At 41.4% G+C, this 19,145-nt stretch carries 16 protein-coding genes and 1 tRNA gene; 10 read left to right on the top strand and 7 right to left on the bottom strand.

Going from position 1 to position 19,145, the window contains the following annotated elements:
• Positions 1-38: 38 nt before the first annotated feature.
• The 7 genes from ACTNBR_RS11635 to ACTNBR_RS11605 form a co-directional block, all read right to left on the bottom strand.
• A tRNA-OTHER gene (locus tag ACTNBR_RS11635) sits at positions 39-137 on the bottom strand.
• Positions 128-916, bottom strand: a complete 789-nt coding sequence (locus ACTNBR_RS11630; RefSeq protein ID WP_288859613.1) for a hypothetical protein — start codon at positions 914-916, stop codon at positions 128-130. Before ACTNBR_RS11630 ends, ACTNBR_RS11635 begins: the two co-directional genes overlap by 10 nt.
• Positions 917-1,734: 818 nt before the next feature.
• On the bottom strand, positions 1,735-2,499 hold the full coding sequence (locus ACTNBR_RS11625; protein ID WP_288859611.1) for a hypothetical protein: 765 nt from the start codon (positions 2,497-2,499) through the stop codon (positions 1,735-1,737).
• Positions 2,500-2,518: 19 nt separating this feature from the next.
• The gene (locus ACTNBR_RS11620) at positions 2,519-3,115 is read right to left on the bottom strand and encodes a hypothetical protein (protein ID WP_427738663.1); all 597 of its coding nucleotides are present in this window, start codon (positions 3,113-3,115) and stop codon (positions 2,519-2,521) included.
• A 196-nt stretch (positions 3,116-3,311) separates the two neighbouring features.
• Positions 3,312-4,280, bottom strand: a complete 969-nt coding sequence (locus tag ACTNBR_RS11615) for a hypothetical protein (RefSeq protein ID WP_427738662.1) — start codon at positions 4,278-4,280, stop codon at positions 3,312-3,314.
• Between the two features lie 150 nt (positions 4,281-4,430).
• A complete protein-coding gene (locus tag ACTNBR_RS11610) occupies positions 4,431-5,156 on the bottom strand; it encodes a hypothetical protein (RefSeq protein ID WP_427738661.1) in 726 nt (241 codons plus the stop codon).
• Positions 5,157-5,310: 154 nt separating this feature from the next.
• A complete protein-coding gene (locus ACTNBR_RS11605) occupies positions 5,311-5,631 on the bottom strand; it encodes a helix-turn-helix domain-containing protein (RefSeq protein ID WP_288859599.1) in 321 nt (106 codons plus the stop codon).
• 476 nt (positions 5,632-6,107) lie between these two features.
• Here ACTNBR_RS11605 and ACTNBR_RS11600 point away from each other — a divergent pair, with 476 nt between their 5' ends.
• The 10 genes from ACTNBR_RS11600 (at position 6,108) to ACTNBR_RS11555 (ending at position 19,142) form a co-directional block, all read left to right on the top strand.
• Complete coding sequence (locus tag ACTNBR_RS11600) at positions 6,108-6,488, top strand: fimbrial protein (protein WP_427738660.1); 381 nt, start codon at positions 6,108-6,110, stop codon at positions 6,486-6,488.
• 21 nt (positions 6,489-6,509) lie between these two features.
• Positions 6,510-7,220 (top strand): hypothetical protein, encoded by a 711-nt coding sequence (locus tag ACTNBR_RS11595; protein ID WP_288859596.1) that lies wholly within the window; start codon positions 6,510-6,512, stop codon positions 7,218-7,220.
• Positions 7,221-7,282: 62 nt separating this feature from the next.
• The gene (locus ACTNBR_RS11590; protein WP_427738659.1) at positions 7,283-7,834 is read left to right on the top strand and encodes a hypothetical protein; all 552 of its coding nucleotides are present in this window, start codon (positions 7,283-7,285) and stop codon (positions 7,832-7,834) included.
• A gap of 56 nt (positions 7,835-7,890) precedes the next feature.
• The gene (locus ACTNBR_RS11585) at positions 7,891-8,814 is read left to right on the top strand and encodes a hypothetical protein (protein WP_427738658.1); all 924 of its coding nucleotides are present in this window, start codon (positions 7,891-7,893) and stop codon (positions 8,812-8,814) included.
• On the top strand, positions 8,815-10,599 hold the full coding sequence (locus tag ACTNBR_RS11580) for a lysozyme family protein (protein WP_427738657.1): 1,785 nt from the start codon (positions 8,815-8,817) through the stop codon (positions 10,597-10,599).
• A 10-nt stretch (positions 10,600-10,609) separates the two neighbouring features.
• Positions 10,610-11,209 carry a DUF5038 domain-containing protein gene (locus tag ACTNBR_RS11575; RefSeq protein ID WP_427738656.1) on the top strand — a complete coding sequence of 200 codons (600 nt, stop codon included), beginning with the start codon at positions 10,610-10,612 and terminating at the stop codon, positions 11,207-11,209.
• A complete protein-coding gene (locus tag ACTNBR_RS11570) occupies positions 11,206-14,484 on the top strand; it encodes a TraG/VirB4 family ATPase (protein WP_427738655.1) in 3,279 nt (1,092 codons plus the stop codon). The genes ACTNBR_RS11575 and ACTNBR_RS11570 overlap by 4 nt, the downstream gene beginning before the upstream one ends.
• Positions 14,485-14,541: 57 nt before the next feature.
• The gene (locus tag ACTNBR_RS11565; RefSeq protein ID WP_427738654.1) at positions 14,542-17,817 is read left to right on the top strand and encodes a VaFE repeat-containing surface-anchored protein; all 3,276 of its coding nucleotides are present in this window, start codon (positions 14,542-14,544) and stop codon (positions 17,815-17,817) included.
• Positions 17,818-17,872: 55 nt separating this feature from the next.
• Positions 17,873-18,235, top strand: coding sequence for a hypothetical protein (locus tag ACTNBR_RS11560; protein ID WP_441018354.1), 363 nt, complete (start codon positions 17,873-17,875; stop codon positions 18,233-18,235).
• A 493-nt stretch (positions 18,236-18,728) separates the two neighbouring features.
• Positions 18,729-19,142, top strand: coding sequence for a zinc-finger-containing protein (locus ACTNBR_RS11555; protein ID WP_427738653.1), 414 nt, complete (start codon positions 18,729-18,731; stop codon positions 19,140-19,142).
• Positions 19,143-19,145: the final 3 nt, after the last annotated feature.

The following is a 19,145-nucleotide window of genomic DNA, read 5'->3' as shown; positions in this document are numbered from 1 at the left end:
TTATTCTCCTTTCTCATAAAAAATATTCTATATAATAACGGCTCGATGTGGAATCGAACCACATACTTCCCCTTCATAAATGCATTATTATAAATGCACTTATGAAGGGGGACGTCTTACCAATTGACTATCGAGCCTTAACATATTCTATCAAACGACTCATTTGACCATCTAATGAATCATCTAATTTAAATTCTGTGTTTAAGTATGAAATAATAGCTCTTGCGCATCTCTGATCGCTATATTTGCGCCACACCTTTTTTTGAGATTCAGGAACATCTTCAATAATTTTTTCATAATCATATACAATTTGATTGAATAAATATGTTGCAACTTCAACACATGAGCGTGAAAACATAACAAAATCATCAAAAGATATTTTTTCATACTCATTAGGTGCTGATAATTTTGCAAACTTAGCTTCCGTTTTAAAATTGTATTTCTGTAACTTTTTATATTCATTTACATGTGAATCAATATCACACAAATCATGCACAGCTGTGTTTCTAATCAGTCGATAATATTCACAGAGTTCAGAAATAGGTCTCAAATCATCTGGTAAATTACCTTTTAAAACATTTTTCGTAACACATGTCAACCAAGAATCTTCTTTTTGTTTTTCCTGATAGCCACCTTTTCCATATTTTTTCACTTGATTATAAGCTTCCTTCAAAAATGTTTCAAAACACAAATGGACATTGACAATATAACTTCTCGAGATAGCATTAACCATCTTATCAGCATCATAACAAGTTAATGTTATTGAATTTTTTATTGCTAATTCAACAAATTCCTCTCTCGTTTCTAATGCTTTTTGATGTTCAGTAACAAAGCATCTTTTTCCCAATTCAACGAACTGATTTATGGCACAATATTGTCCTAATATTTCCTTAAAATTATTCAATATATTTTTCATTACAATTGTCCTAATACATGAATCGAAGAACTACTCTTTAGATATTTATCAATTATCTCACATGCAGATTTTCTTCCATACCTACACTTTGCGAGAATATTCCACTCATCACTCAATTTCCCAAAATAATCCCCATTCTCTAACAATCTACATTATGTTTTATTATACTCTCTTTTTTTTACCGCTGCAATCATCCCTCTGACTTTCTCCCATTTTCCTCCAACACCGGAACATAAACTACCGTAACTTTCCGTTCCTCCTCTCCATCATAAATCTCCACGCATAAACTCTCCACATTATATGAGCTATTATTACATTACAAGGAATAGAACTCCAGTAAATAAAAATCCAACAGACATAATTCTCTTGGTTCATTCAACTGCTCATCCATTGTCATTGATATCTGACTGTGTTATACTTAGCAAGTATAATTGAACAAGGAAGAATGCGGATGCAATTTCGAAACGCCCTCTAGTTTTTAGAAAGAGGGTGATGCCCATGAACACAATGGAAGTTCTTACTTTACTATTAGTAGTTTTTGCGGCTTTGACCTACATAGATAACCGACATAATAAGAAATAGCATCCACGATAACCCTAGGAAAGTTTGATGGATGCTATGTCTTAACATAGAAATAAATTAAATTTTACTGAGGGCATCAGATCTTGCATCTGATCACCTTTCTTAAGTAAATTATACACTGGGGGATGAGAGAAATCAAGTCCCCCTTTTTTCTATTCAATCTATGGAAACTTAGGATGTAAATATACCAAATATGATTTAAAAAGGATTGCCACCAACATCAACAGCACTCTTCCTCACATGTTGGGATAAATATATACAGTTGCAAATCCTTCATGCTGTTTATTCAAATCAGCCATTATTCCATTGGGATTTCCAATTCGCCCTTCTGGATCATATACAAAACAAACAAGTCTCTCACAATCTGGATGCACTTTATATCTGTCCACATCAATAATAAGCTGATCACCTAATTCTTTATCGTCCAGCCCTCTCCGAGTCTTTTTGACTTCTATTACTATCTTTTCATTTTTCAAAAGGAAATCCACTCTTGCACATTTGCCTGCATATGAAGGAGTCCATTCCTCTGCTCTTATATCATCAAAATATAACTGTAATAAAGCATGAAGCAAATCCTGCACATCGTATTCGTCTTCAATTTCAAGCGTAGGCTTATTATTATATCTATCTCTTAGCTGTCTTGCCACTTTATAAAAACGTGAAAATATTCTTTCCAGAACACCATCCACATCAATCTCTTTTTTCTCTTCAAGAGAGATATAGCCTTTTTCCAGATAACTCTTTACATTTCCCAGTGTCTGAACGCAAATCTGAGCATTGGTGAAATCACTGTCTCTTAATTCAGAAAACGTCTTTACATACTCATGTTCTTCTGGCAAAAACATTTTTAAAAATGTCAAAGTTTTTGTGCGCCAACTATAATATATTTCTTCTTCCACAAACGTATAAACACCCATCTCTTCTGTCCACTTAGTAGACAACACCTTTTGGCCCTCTTTATTCAACTCATCAATTTCTTCTAATACCATCTGTCTATCCATCTATTTTCTCCTATAATCTCTATTCAAAATTACCAATCCGCCCATATGTCTCCATAGAGTATTTCAGAGCTAGAAAAATCGGTTCTTTGAGTTTATACACATGCGTATCATACCCATGAAGAGTAACTTCCTTACCAGTAGTATAGTCTATTGCAGTAGTGGTTTTTGGTGTTCTCTTCTCCATAGACACTACCCAATCCGATTGATACAGGCTATCATAAGAAAAATATCCACCTTTAGAAATCGGCTGATTATTTGTCTCAATAAATTTTCTCAAATCTGCCCTATCTGCTTCGCTTAGTCCATCCACCTGATCCCAGAGTATTTGCATGGCTTCTTGATTTTGCTTTTTATGATATTCCTCTGATGATTTGCTTAAATAAAGTTTCCTTTTAAAACTCCTATATGCATGTCGAAAATAATTGATTATAAGTATGTATGCTACAACACAAACAGCCAAGCCCCAATATATATTCTGCGTTCCAAATGGTAGCATATTGATCCAATCTTTAGGGGCTTTGCTGATTGTAAGAATTCCTGCTACAAACGCAAGCAACAACGTATTTCCATATTTGTCCATTAATTTGCCGATCAATGATAATATTTCCTTTACCAATTTACTTATTTCTCCTTTGTTATTTTTTCAAATTCAATAGTCTTGGTCTTTCCACCTGTTCTTCTTATCAATTCATACTATCCAACAATTTTGGTCAAATCAGCAATTTTTCTTCCGTAATCATCTCTATCCATGTTAAAACAGTAACATGATACATTACAATGTGCTTAACACCTATTTTTTCTTTTGTAATTTTTTATTTTACTTTTGCAGCAATATGACTAAGAGAAGCTGCTAATTTCTTTTCTTCTTCCTCATCTCTGCGTATCTTTTCCCACTGTCTTAAAATCATCATTATAAAGCTTTGCATCACTGGGAAAAACTCTATACAATCTTCTTCACTTAACTCATGAATTCCTTTACTAATAATTCCGTAGAATACAGGATTATTTGCTAATGATTTTGGAAGATACTCTGCCAGCATCTTTATTTTTTCATCCACATGAGCCTTGCCAAACTCTTCTTCCTTTATTTTTCCCTCCTCTATTGCCTTTCGACTAGCAGTTACAATGATACGCTCAAAAATTCTTCTAAGATATACAAAAGAACCTACTCCAATTCCAGAAGCAAATAATCCGATGGCCCTTTTAAGCTCCTTTTCATCTTCCTTAGTCATAACCTTCCTATACTCTTTCAATTCAGGGAATGACAAATCTGCAACAGAAGGATATTGACCAATTTTTTTCATCTTATTTCCATATGTAAGAACAATATAGTCCAAATGATGTGTATTATCCATTGCACAAAAAAACTTAAATACCATTAATCGAGTGTCATTCTCTATAGAATTATTGGTCCATGTCCAAGGTGCTTCTGGATCACCTACAAAACGAGTTCCATCCATATTTTGAATTTCTTGCCATGATACGATTTCTTCTTCTAAAGAACGTCCTTTTATTTCTTGATTATGTTCATCATACCAATAATACGGAATCATCTCACAAGAAAACACTCTGCTTTCTCCACATTTAGGGCAATAAATGTCAATTTTTACATGTCCCCCTACCAAGTCAGCTAATTCAAAAATATTATCCTTTGTAATCTCTATTTCATCGTACAAGCCTTTATTTACAAGAAAATCCCCAAATACATTATCTATGCTTTTTATTTCTCTTGGTGACCGTTCATTAAACACATTTCTAACCATATGTATTGTTTTTGTCATTTTTTCATCTCCCATCCAATCATTTTGAAATACTAAAATCAACCTATGCTATCGTGTATATTTCAGCAAACAAACCGGAATTTAACTAATCTACAAATTATAATCGTCTAACTCTTTTTCTATTATACTCTCCCTATACAAATCCTACAATCACTCTCCTGATTTCTCCCCGTTCTTCTCCAACTCCGGAGCATAAACTGCTGTAACCTTCAGTTCCTCTTCCCTGCTGTCATCGACCTCGACATAATAATCTCCCACATAATATGAGCTATAATTACCTTGCAGGGAATACAGCTCCAGTGTATTAAAATCCACAAGACACAAATCTCTTGGTTTCCACGGTTCATCCTCTGGTCCATAAGTCTCCATCACTGCTATTAATTTATCCAGACAGTCCTGACAAAGATGTTTCCGGATAAATTTCACATCCAGTATACTGTTCTCACCGTAACTTACAGTTACATCTGAGATTCCCCTATCAGAATTCGGGCTTGCATGAAAAAAGCATCCTCCCTCCCCGGTTCCAGTAAATGTCGTATTAATATGCCCTTGTGGACCTGTCAGATTCCCTGCATCATCATGATTCCGTATCTTCATATCCAATACATACCAGTTATTCACACAGATGATTCCAAGATCATCATATTTACGAAACAGCCCCATCAGACTGCGGTTATCATAACCACACAAGTAACATTTGTCCGGATCCTTCAACTTACTCTTTACCGATTCCGGTTTTTTCCACTCACAGACCACAGATTCTTCCTGTACCTCATTCTTATTATTTTGCCTATAACCTTCTACTCCTTTTCCAACTCCAATGCCTGCCATCAGACTTACTATGGATACTGTGATAATTATTCCAATTTTCTTCATACTGCCTCCGCACTTTAGAATTAGTAGATTAACTCTATTAGCGTTAGTATAACAGATATGAAAATGTATTTCATCATATAGCACATGAATTCCAAATATTCACGCACTATATTGCATCTTCCGGATCTTCAAAAAGTCCACGCCCATACGCACACTATTTCCCCGCCTCTTCAATCATCACTTCCAAAACACGAAGAATCTTGTTTTTCTCCTTTGCTGGCAAGTGTTTCATCTTTTCTTCCAATTGCGTACATCTCGTTTTTGTGCCTACTTCCAGCACATCCATCAGGATTTCGTCTGCTGATACATTCAACGCATTAATAATCCTTACAAATGTATCCAGCCTTGGCGTCTTCACATCCCGCTCTATGGCACTTAAATAATTACAACTCAAATCAACCATCTCTGCCAGCTGTTCCTGCTTTAGTCCGGCAGCTTCCCTGCTCTTTTGAATCCTTTTCCCTATTCCTTGCATATTATCTTCTCCTAATCATACTAATTCTTACGGCGTTACAATCGTACTTTTAGTATATTTGCCAAGGATTTTTCTATACAGTATCTGGTAGAGTTGCACCAACTCTAATGGTGTTGAATCAATGCACTTTTGATGTCATGGCACAGTTATGGCTCTTCCACGACCTAAACTGGCACAGTTCTGCGATTTACATGTAAATATACACATGCTAAAATTGGTATTGTCAAAATTATATGCAGGAATTGCGCAGCGGTACCGGAGTCATTGCCTCTCCCTTTTGGTACTGGCTGCGTTTTTTCTTGCAGGAGGTGAATCGGCTTTACAATTTTATACTGTATTTGCATCAGGCAGCCTGTATTGACCGGGCTGCTTTTTTGCTGCCGGATAAACTGGCATGAGGCACTAAAAAACTATAAGCATCGGGGCAGGATGGATATTCCATACTGCCCTTTTCATATGAAGGAGGTTTAACTTACGTGAGAAAACATACAGTCAAAGAAAACCCGCCGAATGAAAAGCGTCGTCCTGACTACATGCGGATTATTTACACAGCATCCCTGCTGTTCACGCTTCTGGCATGCAATATCCAGCCGGTCTTGGCAGCTAACATGTGGGACAAAGCAAATGAAATCATGAAAGATGTCTACAACCAGATTATCCTGATTTCTACCATAGCTGCTGTTGTAACAGCATCTGTGGCTCTTTTAATGATGAACTTTTCCAAATCAGGAAAAACCGTGGACGAATCCCGTGCATGGCTCAAGCGTATCGTCATCACCTGGGCAATCTTAAACGGTCTTGGCTTCATCATGGCTTACATCACACCGTTCTTTGCCGGAGGTAAATGGAATGGCTAATCCAGGAAAGGAGGTGCCTAAATGGGAATCTTAGATGGAATTGTAGAATGGATTGCAGAACAGGTCATGAACATTCTGGATCTTATTACCACTTCGGTCTTAGGTGCTCTGGGATGTTCCATGGATACCTTTTTAAGATATTTCCCCGCAGCCGAGAGCATGTATCAGGTATTTCTGGCTCTGGCAATTGGTCTGATCCTACTGAACTGGGTCTGGCAGTTATTTAAGAATTACTTTGCTGGTGCCGGAATTGAGGCAGAAGATCCACTGAAATTATCCATGCGCTCTTTCATCTTCCTGTTCCTTACTTTCTATGCAAAAGATATCGTAGATCTTTTACTTGACATTGCAGGAACACCATATAGCTGGATACTGACAGAAGATCTGCCTCCGCTAAAATTCGCAGACTTTAACTCCGTTATCACAGTTATCCTCGGTGTCTGTGCCAATGGAGCTGTTGCGATTACTGCACTGATCCTGGTACTGATACTGGCATGGAATTACATCAAACTGCTGTTTGAAGCGGCAGAGCGTTACATTCTTCTCGGCGTTCTCGTCTATACAGCCCCAGTCGCTTTCGCAACGGGCTCTTCTCAGGCAACCGGTAATATTTTCAAGAGTTGGTGTCGGATGCTTGGGGGACAATTTTTCCTGCTGCTGATGAACGCCTGGTGTTTACGGCTCTTTACTTCAATGGTCGGGACCTTCCTTGCCAACCCATTATCTCTCTAATGTGAGATACAGAATAACTTGAAATTCAACACTGATACAAAACAAAGAAAGGAAATTTAAATATGAAAAAAGCAAAAAAAATAATCGTAATGTCCTTAGCAACAACCATGCTGCTTGGTTCAACCCTTACGGCACATGCAGCAACACCACAATATAAACCGTTATCAGAATACGGATATACCGGTGTCCCAAATATTACTGTGAAGCTGCCTGACAGTTACCAAACTGGAATATCTAACGCAGTAGAAGATGCTGTGAAAGACTTAGATATTAAGCTTCTGAATACCACGACAATCACCAGAGCTACATATATACACAGCAATGTGTTCTATTCAAAAAGTAGATTGAATATCCAGTGGAATGCTGTAGATGATGCAACATCATACGAGATTAAGATTACAAAAGCAGATGGAACGGAACACGTATACACTACAACAAATAATTATCTGACTGTAAATCAAGGGGCAGATGAGTTTGTAACAGGCTGCTTAAAACAGAAGGTAGGAACGAACTGGGAATCTGCAACCGTGGCAGTTCGTGCAGTTAAAGATAATGGCAGCGTCTACAGTTTATGGTCTGAAAAAGCAGCAATATCCTGTAATGCAATCCATTAAGCAACGAATCCCCATTTATCGTCCCAATGGTAACCTTACTTTTTCAGGAGGAACACATGAAACATAAGAGAAATATTATTTTATTGCTGACACTTACTGCCTGCATGGTCATACTCTGTTCCTTCCCAGTCTTCGCGGCAGAACTTACGGAAGCAGAAGTGGAACAGGCAGTGGCAAACCAGGGAAAGGAAGCCGTTACCGGTAATATATTCATCTGGTTTCTCTGCGCCATCGCATTTTTAAAAGTCAGCCAAAAGATTGATTCTTTCATGGCAAGCCTCGGCATTAATGTAGGAAACACTGGCGGGAACATGATGGCAGAGCTTTTAATCGCCGGAAGGAGTCTGGCAAGTTCCATGCATTTACGTGGCGGCGGTAGTGGCGGTTACCGAGCCCCCTCTTCTCCAGGTGATGCTGCTGTCGGTGGAAGCTTCCTGTCAGGTGGACTGGCCGGAGCTGTCGGAAGGCAGGTGGAACGTAGCGCAGTCAATACGGCAACTGGCTACACAGAGCATTCCAGCATCGGCAGTGTCATGTATCATTCTTCTTTAAATAAAGGTGGAGACTTTGCCAACAATGTGATCAGCCGCATTGCACAGGGTAACTACAATCAGGTCGGTTCCATTAAAGGAGCAGATGCAGAAAAGGCTTATATTTCTTATATGGGCATGAAAGTAGATTCCACACACCCTTTATCCAATTATTCCAATATGGAAATCGGAGGTGGACGGATCACCGGAACGGAATCTACCGAATCAGGTTCCAGAGAGTTTGCTCTCTATCATGCAGACCAATATATGGCACCCTCACAGGGTACATATGAAACTGTGCAGTCTGTAGACGGTGCTACATGGTACAAGCAGTATGCACAGGATGCAGTAACTAAAACCCCTTATGACGCAGGCGGTGGAAAAGTTGCCTACCATGAATCCATCGACCAGAAACTGCCCCCGACACCTCCAAGAAAGGATCGAATTTAATTGGCAAATCATCAGACCGGTCTGAATGAAGCAGTTCGGGTAGGCAGAGCTGCAGCTTCTATTTCAGGTGCTGTAAAAGGTGCCACAGCCGGTCCCTTTGGAGCCGTCATTGGTGCTGCAATTCAGAACCGGGAAACCTTTAAAAAGGCAGTCGCCGTAATTATTTCTGTGCTTCTAATTCCAGTATTATTCATTGTCATGCTTCCAGGACTTGTCTTCGGAAATCTCTCCGAAAATACCGGAGCACTTACCAGTAACAGCAGGATCAATGAAAATATACGTGCTGCCAATGAAGCCATTGTAGAAGTCTTACAGGAATGTCACGATGAGGTACTTGCTGAGGTGAATGCCGCGGCTTCTCGTGTACCGGAAAATGATGCCGTATCTATTACGGATCCCTATGCTTACTATATCTCTGTAAATGCCAATCAGCTCATTGCCCAGTTCTGTGCAAGTAAAGACAACTATCGGGATATCAACCTTACGGAACTGAAGCGGGTCATCCGGGCGAATAAGGATGGACTTTTTACTTATGAAGTATCAACAGAGAGAGTTACCATGGAAGTTACGGTGGATGCCGGCGCAGAAGGGGACGCCGGTGAAGGAACAGATTCTCATACTCAGACAGTTACCTTTACCCGGCATAACTTTGTAATCAACTATGCCGGTGATTCTTATTTTGCAGACCATGTCTTTCATCTGAACGACAAACAGAAAAAAGTGGCAGACGCTTATGCAGAAAATCTGACCCTCTTTTTTGGTTCCTCTGCTTCCGGAGTCGCAACTGCCAATGTATCCGATGAGGTGCTTCGCTACCGGGCAACCGTAGAACGGATTGCTACAAAATACGGAATGACTCCCTATGTGGAACTAATCCTTGCTGTGATGATGCAGGAATCCGGAGGACGTGGTCTTGATGTCATGCAGGCGGCAGAAGGTGGATTTAATAAGAAATATCCCCATGTGCCTAACGGTATTACGGACCCAGAGTACAGCATCGAATGCGGAATTCAGGAACTCAAATATGCCCTGGATAAAGCCGGATGCACCGGTCCAACAGATCTTGACCGGATCAAGCTTGCTTTGCAGGGATACAATTACGGTTCCGGTTATATTGACTGGGCCATGGAACGGGACAGTGGTTATACCAAAGCAAACGCCATCGCTTATTCTGATATGATGTGTGCCCGCCCTAACTGGCCTTATTCCAGATATGGCGATAAAGAATACGTAGACCATGTACTCCGGTACTACATCATTACTTCTACAGGCGGCACCTATCCTGCAAATGGAATGCAGATACCTCATTACCTGCAGACAGATTACGGAAATATTCCATATGGCGGAGGTTCCATTGCAACCAGCGGATGTGGCCCGACCAGCTTTGCCATGGTCGCAAGTTATTTAACGGGCAAAACCATCACTCCGGTAGATGCAGTTTCCTGGTGTGGAAATTCTTACTACAAACCAGGTGTCGGCACTTACTGGTCCTACTTTGCAGCGGCAGCCAGTCATTTTGGATGCGGATCGGTCACCCATACCAACGATCCCAATAAAGTCCTAAAAGCACTGTCAGAAGGCCATCCTGTCATCAGTTCCCAAAGTGCAGGCTTATTTACCAGAGGCGGACATTTCATTGTCCTTCGTGGTGTAACGGCTTCCGGAAAGGTACTGGTTAACGATCCGAATGACAGTGCATCCAAAAACTATATCAACCGGGAATTTGATATGATGTCAGAAATTCATGCAACAGCAAGTGCATATTGGATCTTTGACAAGAAATAAAGGAGAGCTTATGAGCAGAAAAAAATTGATTCTTTCCATCCTGCTGATGATCGGCATGATCGTAGCAGGCATTGTACTGCCTGCCTTATGGAAAGCAGAAAAACAGAAAAACCATACGGCTGACCCAAATCAGCCCGCAAAAGAAATCCAAACGGAAGGAGAGAATACTGCCTCACTTCCCACATTGAAATACGTTGCCTTTGAAGAATTACAGGCATTTTTTGCAGACATCCAGATTAATGAACTAAAGCAACAATTTTCTCTGTATCTCAAAGAAACTGGGAAAACAGACATTACCTCTGTGACCTTTCTTCCAGAACAGACCACCTATCCGGAAGGAAACGACATCATGCTTACTTTTGCTTTCTCTGATAATACTACCCTTCCAGTTACCTGCAGCACCAGTACCGGTGCTTTTTTATTTGGGGAAGAAAAACTGCAAGTCAGTGAAAACATAATTACCTATGAACGTAAGACGGATCAAAAACTTCCAGCTGTTACTACAGAAGAAATAGAATCCATGCAGGAAGGCGGTTTTGCTGATACCCCAAACGATATCGAAGCAACAGAACCGGAAAAGAAAACTAATGCAAAGGAGGTGCAGCCGTGAACAACCCTGAAGAACAACAAATTGCCTTAATCCCCCGTAATTTTATTGAGCGGGGTACATTCATGGGAGGAATGTTCAAGATCCGCAATGCAATTGAAGGCACCATTCTTGCCATCGGGATTGCAATACCTGTTGTGCATCTTCCCCTGTCCCTGACCATACGGATCATCATTTTATGTATGACATCTCTTCCAGCAGCCATGGTCGCCCTGATCGGCATTGGAGGGGAAAGTCTGACGGCTTTCCTGATGAATGCTGTCCGTTTTTTGTTTAACCGCAGAATCCTATACCGGCTGGATACCAAACCGGAGCTAAAGGGAAAACAGCGTAAAAATCCTCGTCAAAAAGAACCAAAGACGAAAAAGAATCGGGAGAAAAAAAAGAAGCTATCACCTCAACCAATGGAGACAGCCACACATGATAAGGAGGTTACCTATAATATGCCATCTTCTTCAGAGGAAGGGATTACACCCGATTCAAAAGTTGCTCCCACACCAGCTTCTAAAAAAAAAGAACGTCGGATTTATGATATATCTACAAAACGCGGCATCAAGAAGCAGGCCAGGGAAGATATACGGATTTTGAAATTTGAAAAGAAACAAAGAAAAAAGGAACAGGCGAAAGCCCTCAAAGTTGCGAAACGTGAAAAGAAACAGCGTTTAAAAGCTGAAAAGCAAAAGCATAAAGAAAAACTGCATCAGGATAAGCTTGCCCAAAAGGAGGCAAAACGTTTGGAGAAAGCTACGAAAAAAGATGCACGCTCCAATAAGAAACAACCTGATCCTTCACCTTCCGCTTCCTCGAAAAAGAAAAAGCGAAAGGACATGACACTGGAGGATTATCTTCCGATTGATAAAATTGCCAACGGGATCATCTATACCACTGACCACCGATATGTAAAGATTCTGGAGATTGAACCTATCAACTTCCTTTTGCGAAGCGCAAGGGAACAGCAAGGCATCATTTACAGCTTTATCTCCTACTTAAAAATCAGCCCGGTCAAATTACAGATTAAGATGATCTCCAAAAAGGCAGATATCAATAAACATCTGGAACAGGCAGCACTGGAACTGTCCCTTGAGACTAATCCTCACTGTCGGGAACTGCAGAAAGATTACATCCAGTTCGTAAAGAAATTAAGTTCCAGAGAGGCCGTTTCAAGACGGTTCTTTCTAATCTTTGAGTATGAACCATTCAATGTAAACCGGAAAGTAGAAGAAAAAGAAATCCTTGCTGCACTGGAGACAGCCGCCCAGACAGCTAAGACGTTCTTATATCAATGCGGAAATCAGGTGGTTACCCATGATAATGAAGATGAATTTACAACCGATGTCCTATACACATTATTAAACCGAACCCTTTGTACGGAAAAGCCTCTGCAGGATAGAATCGCAGATGTCCTTGCACGCTATATGAAGGAAGGTCGCCAGGAAGAACTGGATCATATCCGGATCAACGAGTTCATTGCACCGGAGTCCGTAGATTTCCGACACTCCAATTATGTGCGGATCAACGGAATTTATCATGCATACCTGTTGGTTCCAAGCGACGGCTATAAACAGAAGGTCGCACCCGGCTGGCTGTCCTTACTGATCAACGCCGGGGAAGGCATAGACATTGATTTTTATCTGCATAAACAGCCAAAGGATAAGATTCAGCAGCGACTTGGACAACAGATCCGTATCAACAGGTCAAAGATCAAGGATGCATCCGATACAAACGCAGACTTTGATGATCTGGATTCTGCAATACGATCCGGATATTTCCTGAAAGCTGGTCTGGCAAATAATGAAGACTTTTACTATATCAATCTTCTGATTACGATTACTGCTTCGAATCTTGAGGAACTGCAGTGGCGTATTCAGGAAATGAAGAAACTATTGATTTCCCAGGATATGGATCTGCACTCCTGCTACTTCTTACAGGAGCAGGGCTTCCTATCCTCACTGCCGCTTGCAAACCTGGATAAAAAACTCTATGAACTGTCAAAACGAAATGTCCTGACTACGGGAGCTGCAAGCTGCTACCCGTTCACCAGCTACTCCATCTGTGATGACAATGGCATCTTATTCGGAGTAAATAAGCATAACAATTCACTGGTCATAGCGGACATTTTTGATTCCAAACAGTATAAAAACTCCAACATTTGTATCCTTGGATGCTCCGGTGCCGGTAAGACCTTCACCATGCAGACTATGGCACTTCGGATGCGGCGGAAGGGAATCCAGGTCTTCATCATTGCTCCTCTGAAGGGGCATGAATTTTACCGGGCCTGTAAAAACGTAGGTGGAGAATTTATCCAGATCTCTCCTGCCAGCCAAAATTGCATTAACGTCATGGAAATCCGCAAAGTTGATAATTCTGTCAATGAACTGCTAGACGGACCAACACTGGATGCTTCCGCTCTGGCTTCCAAAATCCAGAGGCTCCATATCTTCTTCTCTCTCCTGATTCCTGACATGAATCATGAGGAGAAACAGCTTCTGGACGAGACACTCATTAAAACCTATGCCAGAAAAGGGATTACACATAAAAACGAATCCCTCATTGACCCGGATCATCCAAACCAGTATAAGGAAATGCCGATCCTTGAGGATGTCTATAACATCCTGATGGAAAGTCCGGATACCAAACGTCTGGCACATATCCTAAACCGTCTGGTCCATGGCTCTGCTTCTTCTTTCAACCAGAAAACGAACGTAGACCTGACGAACAAATATACAGTACTCGACATTTCGGAACTGACAGGTTCCTCTGACCTTCTGACGGTCGGCATGTTCGTTGCCCTGGATTACGTCTGGGATAAAGCGAAAGAAAACCGGACAGAGGAAAAAGCGATCTTCGTTGATGAGGTATGGCAGCTCATCGGTGCTTCCAGTAACCGTCTGGCTGCAGAATTTGTTCTGGAGATTGCCAAAATCATCCGTGCCTACTCAGGAGCCGGCATTTTTGCCACACAAGATTTAAATGATTTCTTTGCTCTGGATGATGGTAAATATGGAAAAGGTATCATCAACAACTGTAAGACCAAGATCATCCTGAACATGGAGGACGAAGAGGCACAGCGGGTAAAAAATATCCTGCACCTGTCAGAAACCGAAGTCATGAATATCACACATTTTCAAAGGGGGAATGGCCTGATCTCAACAAACAACAATAACATTACGGTGGAATTCAAAGCATCCACACTGGAAAAAGAGCTGATTACCACCGACCGGCAGGAGCTTCTGGAAATCATTGAACGCCAGAAACACAAAGAAGCAAAAGCCGGTTAACACCCAGGGCAGCAAAATCGCTGCCTTTTTCATATCTTCAAAGTAAGGAGGAGACTTATGTTAGAAAGAACAAATCAATCCATCCACCGGCTGCTCGCATTTCTGCTTGCAGTACTGGTTACTGTCGGCACCGTATTTTCCGGCGGCATGACTGTTCATGCGGCAGACGGTACCGTCAGTTTTCACGCAGGAGCGAATATTCCGTATGGAGACTACTTTACTTCCCGCATGACATTTGATGGGAACAATACCGCTTACTGTGTGGAACCACTCAAGAAAACCCCTGCTTCCGGCAGTTATTCCTATGACCTTCTGGCAAAGGATTCCCCGCTTCGGAAAGCACTGTATTACTTAAATGGCGGTTATGGCTATGAAAAAACTGTAAAAGACAAATATTTCAGCGGCTGGTCTGATGACAATTCCTATGTAATCGGACATCTTGTCGTCGCCTATATTTATGCAGGGTATTCTTCAGATACCGGAGCCTTCCATGGTGCACCCCAGAGTTTCATTGACAAAGCAAAAGAAGTTGCACAAGCAATCAAAAGCCTTCCTGCTCCCCCGGAAAGCTTCCGGGCATTTATTATTCCTGGAAGCGGAAGCCAGACTGTTGTTGGAAGCTGGTATCAGGTTCCTTACGGTTATCTGGAAATCCGTAAATCTTCAGCCAACGCCTCTGTTTCCGAAGGGAACAGTAACTATAGCTTACAGGGTGCCGAATATGGCATCTACAAAGGAGACAAACAGGTACAGACATTGACAACAGATAAAAACGGCTATGCAAAATCCGGAGAACTGGAGGAAGGTAATTACACGGTAAAAGAAACCAAAGCTTCCAAAGGATTCATCCTGGACACCAAAACCCATAACGTCACTGTCAAATCCGAAGCAACCACGCCTGTAAATGTGACGGAAATCCCACAGAGCAATCCAATGGATCTGCTCCTTCAGAAACTGGACAAGGAAGCACAGGAAGCACAGCCACAAGGATCTGCATCTCTTGCGGATGCACAGTTTACAGTAAAATTCTATACCGAACAATCCGATCAGGATCCTGCCACAAATGGGGCTAACCCGGCACGCACCTGGATATTTAAGACCGATGCAGAAGGGAAATCTCATTTCACCAAAGATTATATGGTATCTGGAGATGCTTTCTATACACAGACGGATGGAAAAACCATTTGTCTCCCGCTCGGTACAGTGACTGTTCAGGAAACAAAAGCTCCTGTCGGATACTTTTCCAATGATACTGTATTCGTACAGAAGATCACAGCCGATGGTGTCAAGGAAACCGTACAGTGCTACAATACTTCATCTGTCGAAGAACAGATCTACCGTGGCGATCTGGAACTGGTAAAGGTATCCGATGGAGAACAAACACGTCTTTCTGATGTTCCATTTACCATCACCTCTGTTACAACCGGAGAAAGCCATACCATCGTGACGGATAAAAATGGATATGCCAGTACTTCTTCCAAATGGAACAAACACACCCAGAACACCAACCGTGGAGAAACATCTGAAGATGGGGTCTGGTTCGGATCTTCCACGCCAGACGATTCCAAAGGTGCCCTTATCTATGATCAATATGTCATTGAGGAGCAGAGATGTGAATCCAATAAAGGAATGAGTCTTTTAAAATTCGAAGTGACTGTATATAAAGATTCCGTTACCATTGACCTTGGAACCCTGACCGATGACCTGATTGAAATCGGCACAACAGCTCTGGATAAAGAAACAGGTACCCATATGAGCAAACCGGAAAAAGAAGTCACTCTTGCAGATACTGTCGAATATTCCGGACTAAAGAAAGGTCAGTCCTATAAGCTGGTTGGAACACTAATGGACGCTGAGACCGGTGAAGCAATTCAGATTGACGGCAAACCTGTAACTTCTGAAAAGACATTCACAGCGAAAAAATCCTCTGGTACAGTAGAAGTTTCTTTTACCTTTGATGCTTCCTCACTTTCCGGAAAAACAACTGTTGTATTCGAGGAACTGTATCAGGAAGATAAACAGCTGGCTGTCCATGCGGACCTTTCTGATGAAGACCAGCAGATTTCTTTCCCGGAGATCGGCACGCAGGCCATAGACTCTGAAACCGGTGAGCATATGGCAAATGCTGATGAGAAAGTGAAACTCATTGACACGATCCAGTATAAAGGGCTGGTTCCAAACCTTAAATACACTGCAACGGGTACACTCATGGATGCGAAAACTGGAGAACCTGTTCTAATTAATGACAAACAGGTAACTGCCAAAACAACCTTTACGCCGGAAACTAGCTCAGGCACCGTAGATGTAGTCTTTGAATTTGATGGCAGTTCGCTGGCCGGTAAGACAACCGTTGTTTTTGAATCTGTAACACAGGATAAAAAAGAAATTGCTGTTCATGCAGATCTCGAAGATGAAGGCCAGCAGATCTTTTTCCCGGAAATTGCAACTCAGGCAAACTGCCCGGATACCAATACCCAGATGGCAGTTCCAAAGAAAGAACTGACCATTACGGATACCGTTTCCTACCATCTCATTCCAAATAAAGAGTACAAGTTAACCGGAACTTTAATGGATAAGGAATCTGGCGAACCTTTGCAAATCGATGGAAAAGAAGTTACGTCCGAACTGACCTTCACACCAGAAGATGCGGAAGACACTGTAGAGCTTACTTTCACACTGGATGCCACTGCTCTCGCAGGCAAAACGATAGTAGCCTTTGAGTCTGTATCTTATCAGGACAAAGAAGTTGCTTTCCATACCCAGATTGATGATGATCCACAGACCATCTATTTCCCAGAGATTAAGACTACCGCTAAAGATGGAAAAGACGGCGACCAGGAAGTCCTTGCAGAAAAAGAAACCTCTATTATTGATACCGTTTCTTACAAGGATCTGGTAACTGGCCTTACCTACCGGGTCGTAGGTACTTTGATAGACAAGGAAACCGGTAAGGAAGTACTGATTGACGGAAAACCTGTAACATCTGAAGCAACTTTCAAACCGGAAAACTCTGAAGGCACTGTAGAAGTAACCTTTACCTTTGATGCTACTTCTCTTTCTGGACACGATGTAGTTGTTTTTGAAAAGCTCTATGTATCTACCGGTGATAAAGACAACAAAAAAGAAGTGGAACTGACGAATCACGAAGATATAAATGATAACGACCAGACAGTGAAAATTACCGATGTACCAAAAGATACTCCGGATATCTCCACACCAGTCAAGACCGGCGATGATACCCCACTTCTTCTTTACGCAGGTATTGCTGCAGGTGCCCTTCTGCTCGCAGGTATTGCTACAGTAATCTATTTCCGGAAAAAGAAACAAAAATAATCTTTAATTTCAGTGCAGGCGGTCCATAGAGACTGCCTGCTTTTTGGTGATGAATATGGAAACAACCTATATCCAGACAGATATCAAACATGTTCGTAGATTTTTAGATGCCTGTGATGGGAACTGGCATCACTGCATCCATGTGACCTGCCCTTCCTGTAAAACTTCTGGTATATGCAGGGAACCCGGATTCCTATTTCATCCGGATACCACAGCAGAACCGCTGATTCTTCCTCTTTCCGATGCCCGGATTTTATTTTCCTGTTATCCGGAACCGGAAGAATGCATAAGCAACATATCTGTATCTGCTTTTTTATCCTTATATCGCTCTTACCTGAATACTAAAACAGCAGTCAAGTCCGACTGTCCCTGTATGGAACTCCTAAAAATGCAGGAAGAGAAAAACTATGACTGGTAAGTTGCGTTTTTGCTTGTTTCTGCGTACAGAATGAATAAAGACAAGGAGGTGTGCAACATGCTTACTCTGATCATCCAAACGATTGACAAGGGCTTTACTACCCTGATTTTTCTCCCTATGGTTTATATCCTGTACTGCAGATTTACTTCTTTACACAAAAAGAAAAGGCAGGCGCTCACCATCTACCGGATCTGCTTGATACTAATTGCACTGTTCCTGCTCCGATACTTTTGTAATAAGTTTATCTTCACGGCAGTTAATTACCAACGTTTTACAGACAGTGGCCTTTTTCCATTAATCAAAACCATTTTCTATCCAGAACATTCATAAAAAATGGCAGAAAGTGGTAATAAGGGAACATTTGGGTACCTGTTTCCGTCCCTGATATATGGGAATTCATCACACTTTTACTTACAATATACGTATAGAAAACGTAATAAACTTACTAATAAAGGATAAATGTACGTATAAAAAACGTAATGCGAGGTGAATCATGATGAAGAAACAAATCATACGCTGCCCTTACTGTGGCAGCCCGGCCATTTTAAGAGATACATGTTATGTCCATGGAAAAAATGCATGGGAAGGCAAACTTTATGTATGCAGCCGCTATCCGGTCTGCAATTCCTATGTCGGCGTCCATCCCGGCACCACTCGCCCTAAAGGCACTCTGGCAAATAAATCTCTTCGTGAGAAACGAATCCGTGCACACCGAATCTTTGACCAGATCTGGAAACAGGGAATTCTATCCAAGAAAGATGCCTACCGGTGGATGTCAGACAAATTTTGCCTCGACACCACACAGGCACATATCGGTAATTTCAGTGAGTACATGTGCGAACGACTTATAGAAGAATCAGAGAAAGTCCTTCGCTACAACCATGTACCGCTGTGCCTTGCAGGGTAAGGA

The organism is Bariatricus sp. HCP28S3_F11 (assembly GCF_052065395.1).
Lineage (GTDB): Bacteria > Bacillota > Clostridia > Lachnospirales > Lachnospiraceae > Allocoprococcus.
This window is presented reverse-complemented; position numbering and strand designations above follow the sequence as displayed.

What these genes read in the sequence shown, in the direction of transcription:
- ACTNBR_RS11630 (WP_288859613.1), bottom strand. Translation starts at nt 916, where the DNA reads ATGAAAAATATATTGAATAATTTTAAGGAAATATTAGGACAATATTGT.
- ACTNBR_RS11625 (WP_288859611.1), bottom strand. Translation starts at nt 2,499, where the DNA reads ATGGATAGACAGATGGTATTAGAAGAAATTGATGAGTTGAATAAAGAG.
- ACTNBR_RS11615 (WP_427738662.1), bottom strand. Translation starts at nt 4,280, where the DNA reads ATGACAAAAACAATACATATGGTTAGAAATGTGTTTAATGAACGGTCA.
- ACTNBR_RS11610 (WP_427738661.1), bottom strand. Translation starts at nt 5,156, where the DNA reads ATGAAGAAAATTGGAATAATTATCACAGTATCCATAGTAAGTCTGATG.
- ACTNBR_RS11605 (WP_288859599.1), bottom strand. Translation starts at nt 5,631, where the DNA reads ATGCAAGGAATAGGGAAAAGGATTCAAAAGAGCAGGGAAGCTGCCGGA.
- ACTNBR_RS11595 (WP_288859596.1), top strand. Translation starts at nt 6,510, where the DNA reads ATGGGAATCTTAGATGGAATTGTAGAATGGATTGCAGAACAGGTCATG.
- ACTNBR_RS11590 (WP_427738659.1), top strand. Translation starts at nt 7,283, where the DNA reads ATGAAAAAAGCAAAAAAAATAATCGTAATGTCCTTAGCAACAACCATG.
- ACTNBR_RS11585 (WP_427738658.1), top strand. Translation starts at nt 7,891, where the DNA reads ATGAAACATAAGAGAAATATTATTTTATTGCTGACACTTACTGCCTGC.
- ACTNBR_RS11575 (WP_427738656.1), top strand. Translation starts at nt 10,610, where the DNA reads ATGAGCAGAAAAAAATTGATTCTTTCCATCCTGCTGATGATCGGCATG.
- ACTNBR_RS11565 (WP_427738654.1), top strand. Translation starts at nt 14,542, where the DNA reads ATGTTAGAAAGAACAAATCAATCCATCCACCGGCTGCTCGCATTTCTG.
- ACTNBR_RS11560 (WP_441018354.1), top strand. Translation starts at nt 17,873, where the DNA reads ATGGAAACAACCTATATCCAGACAGATATCAAACATGTTCGTAGATTT.
- ACTNBR_RS11555 (WP_427738653.1), top strand. Translation starts at nt 18,729, where the DNA reads ATGATGAAGAAACAAATCATACGCTGCCCTTACTGTGGCAGCCCGGCC.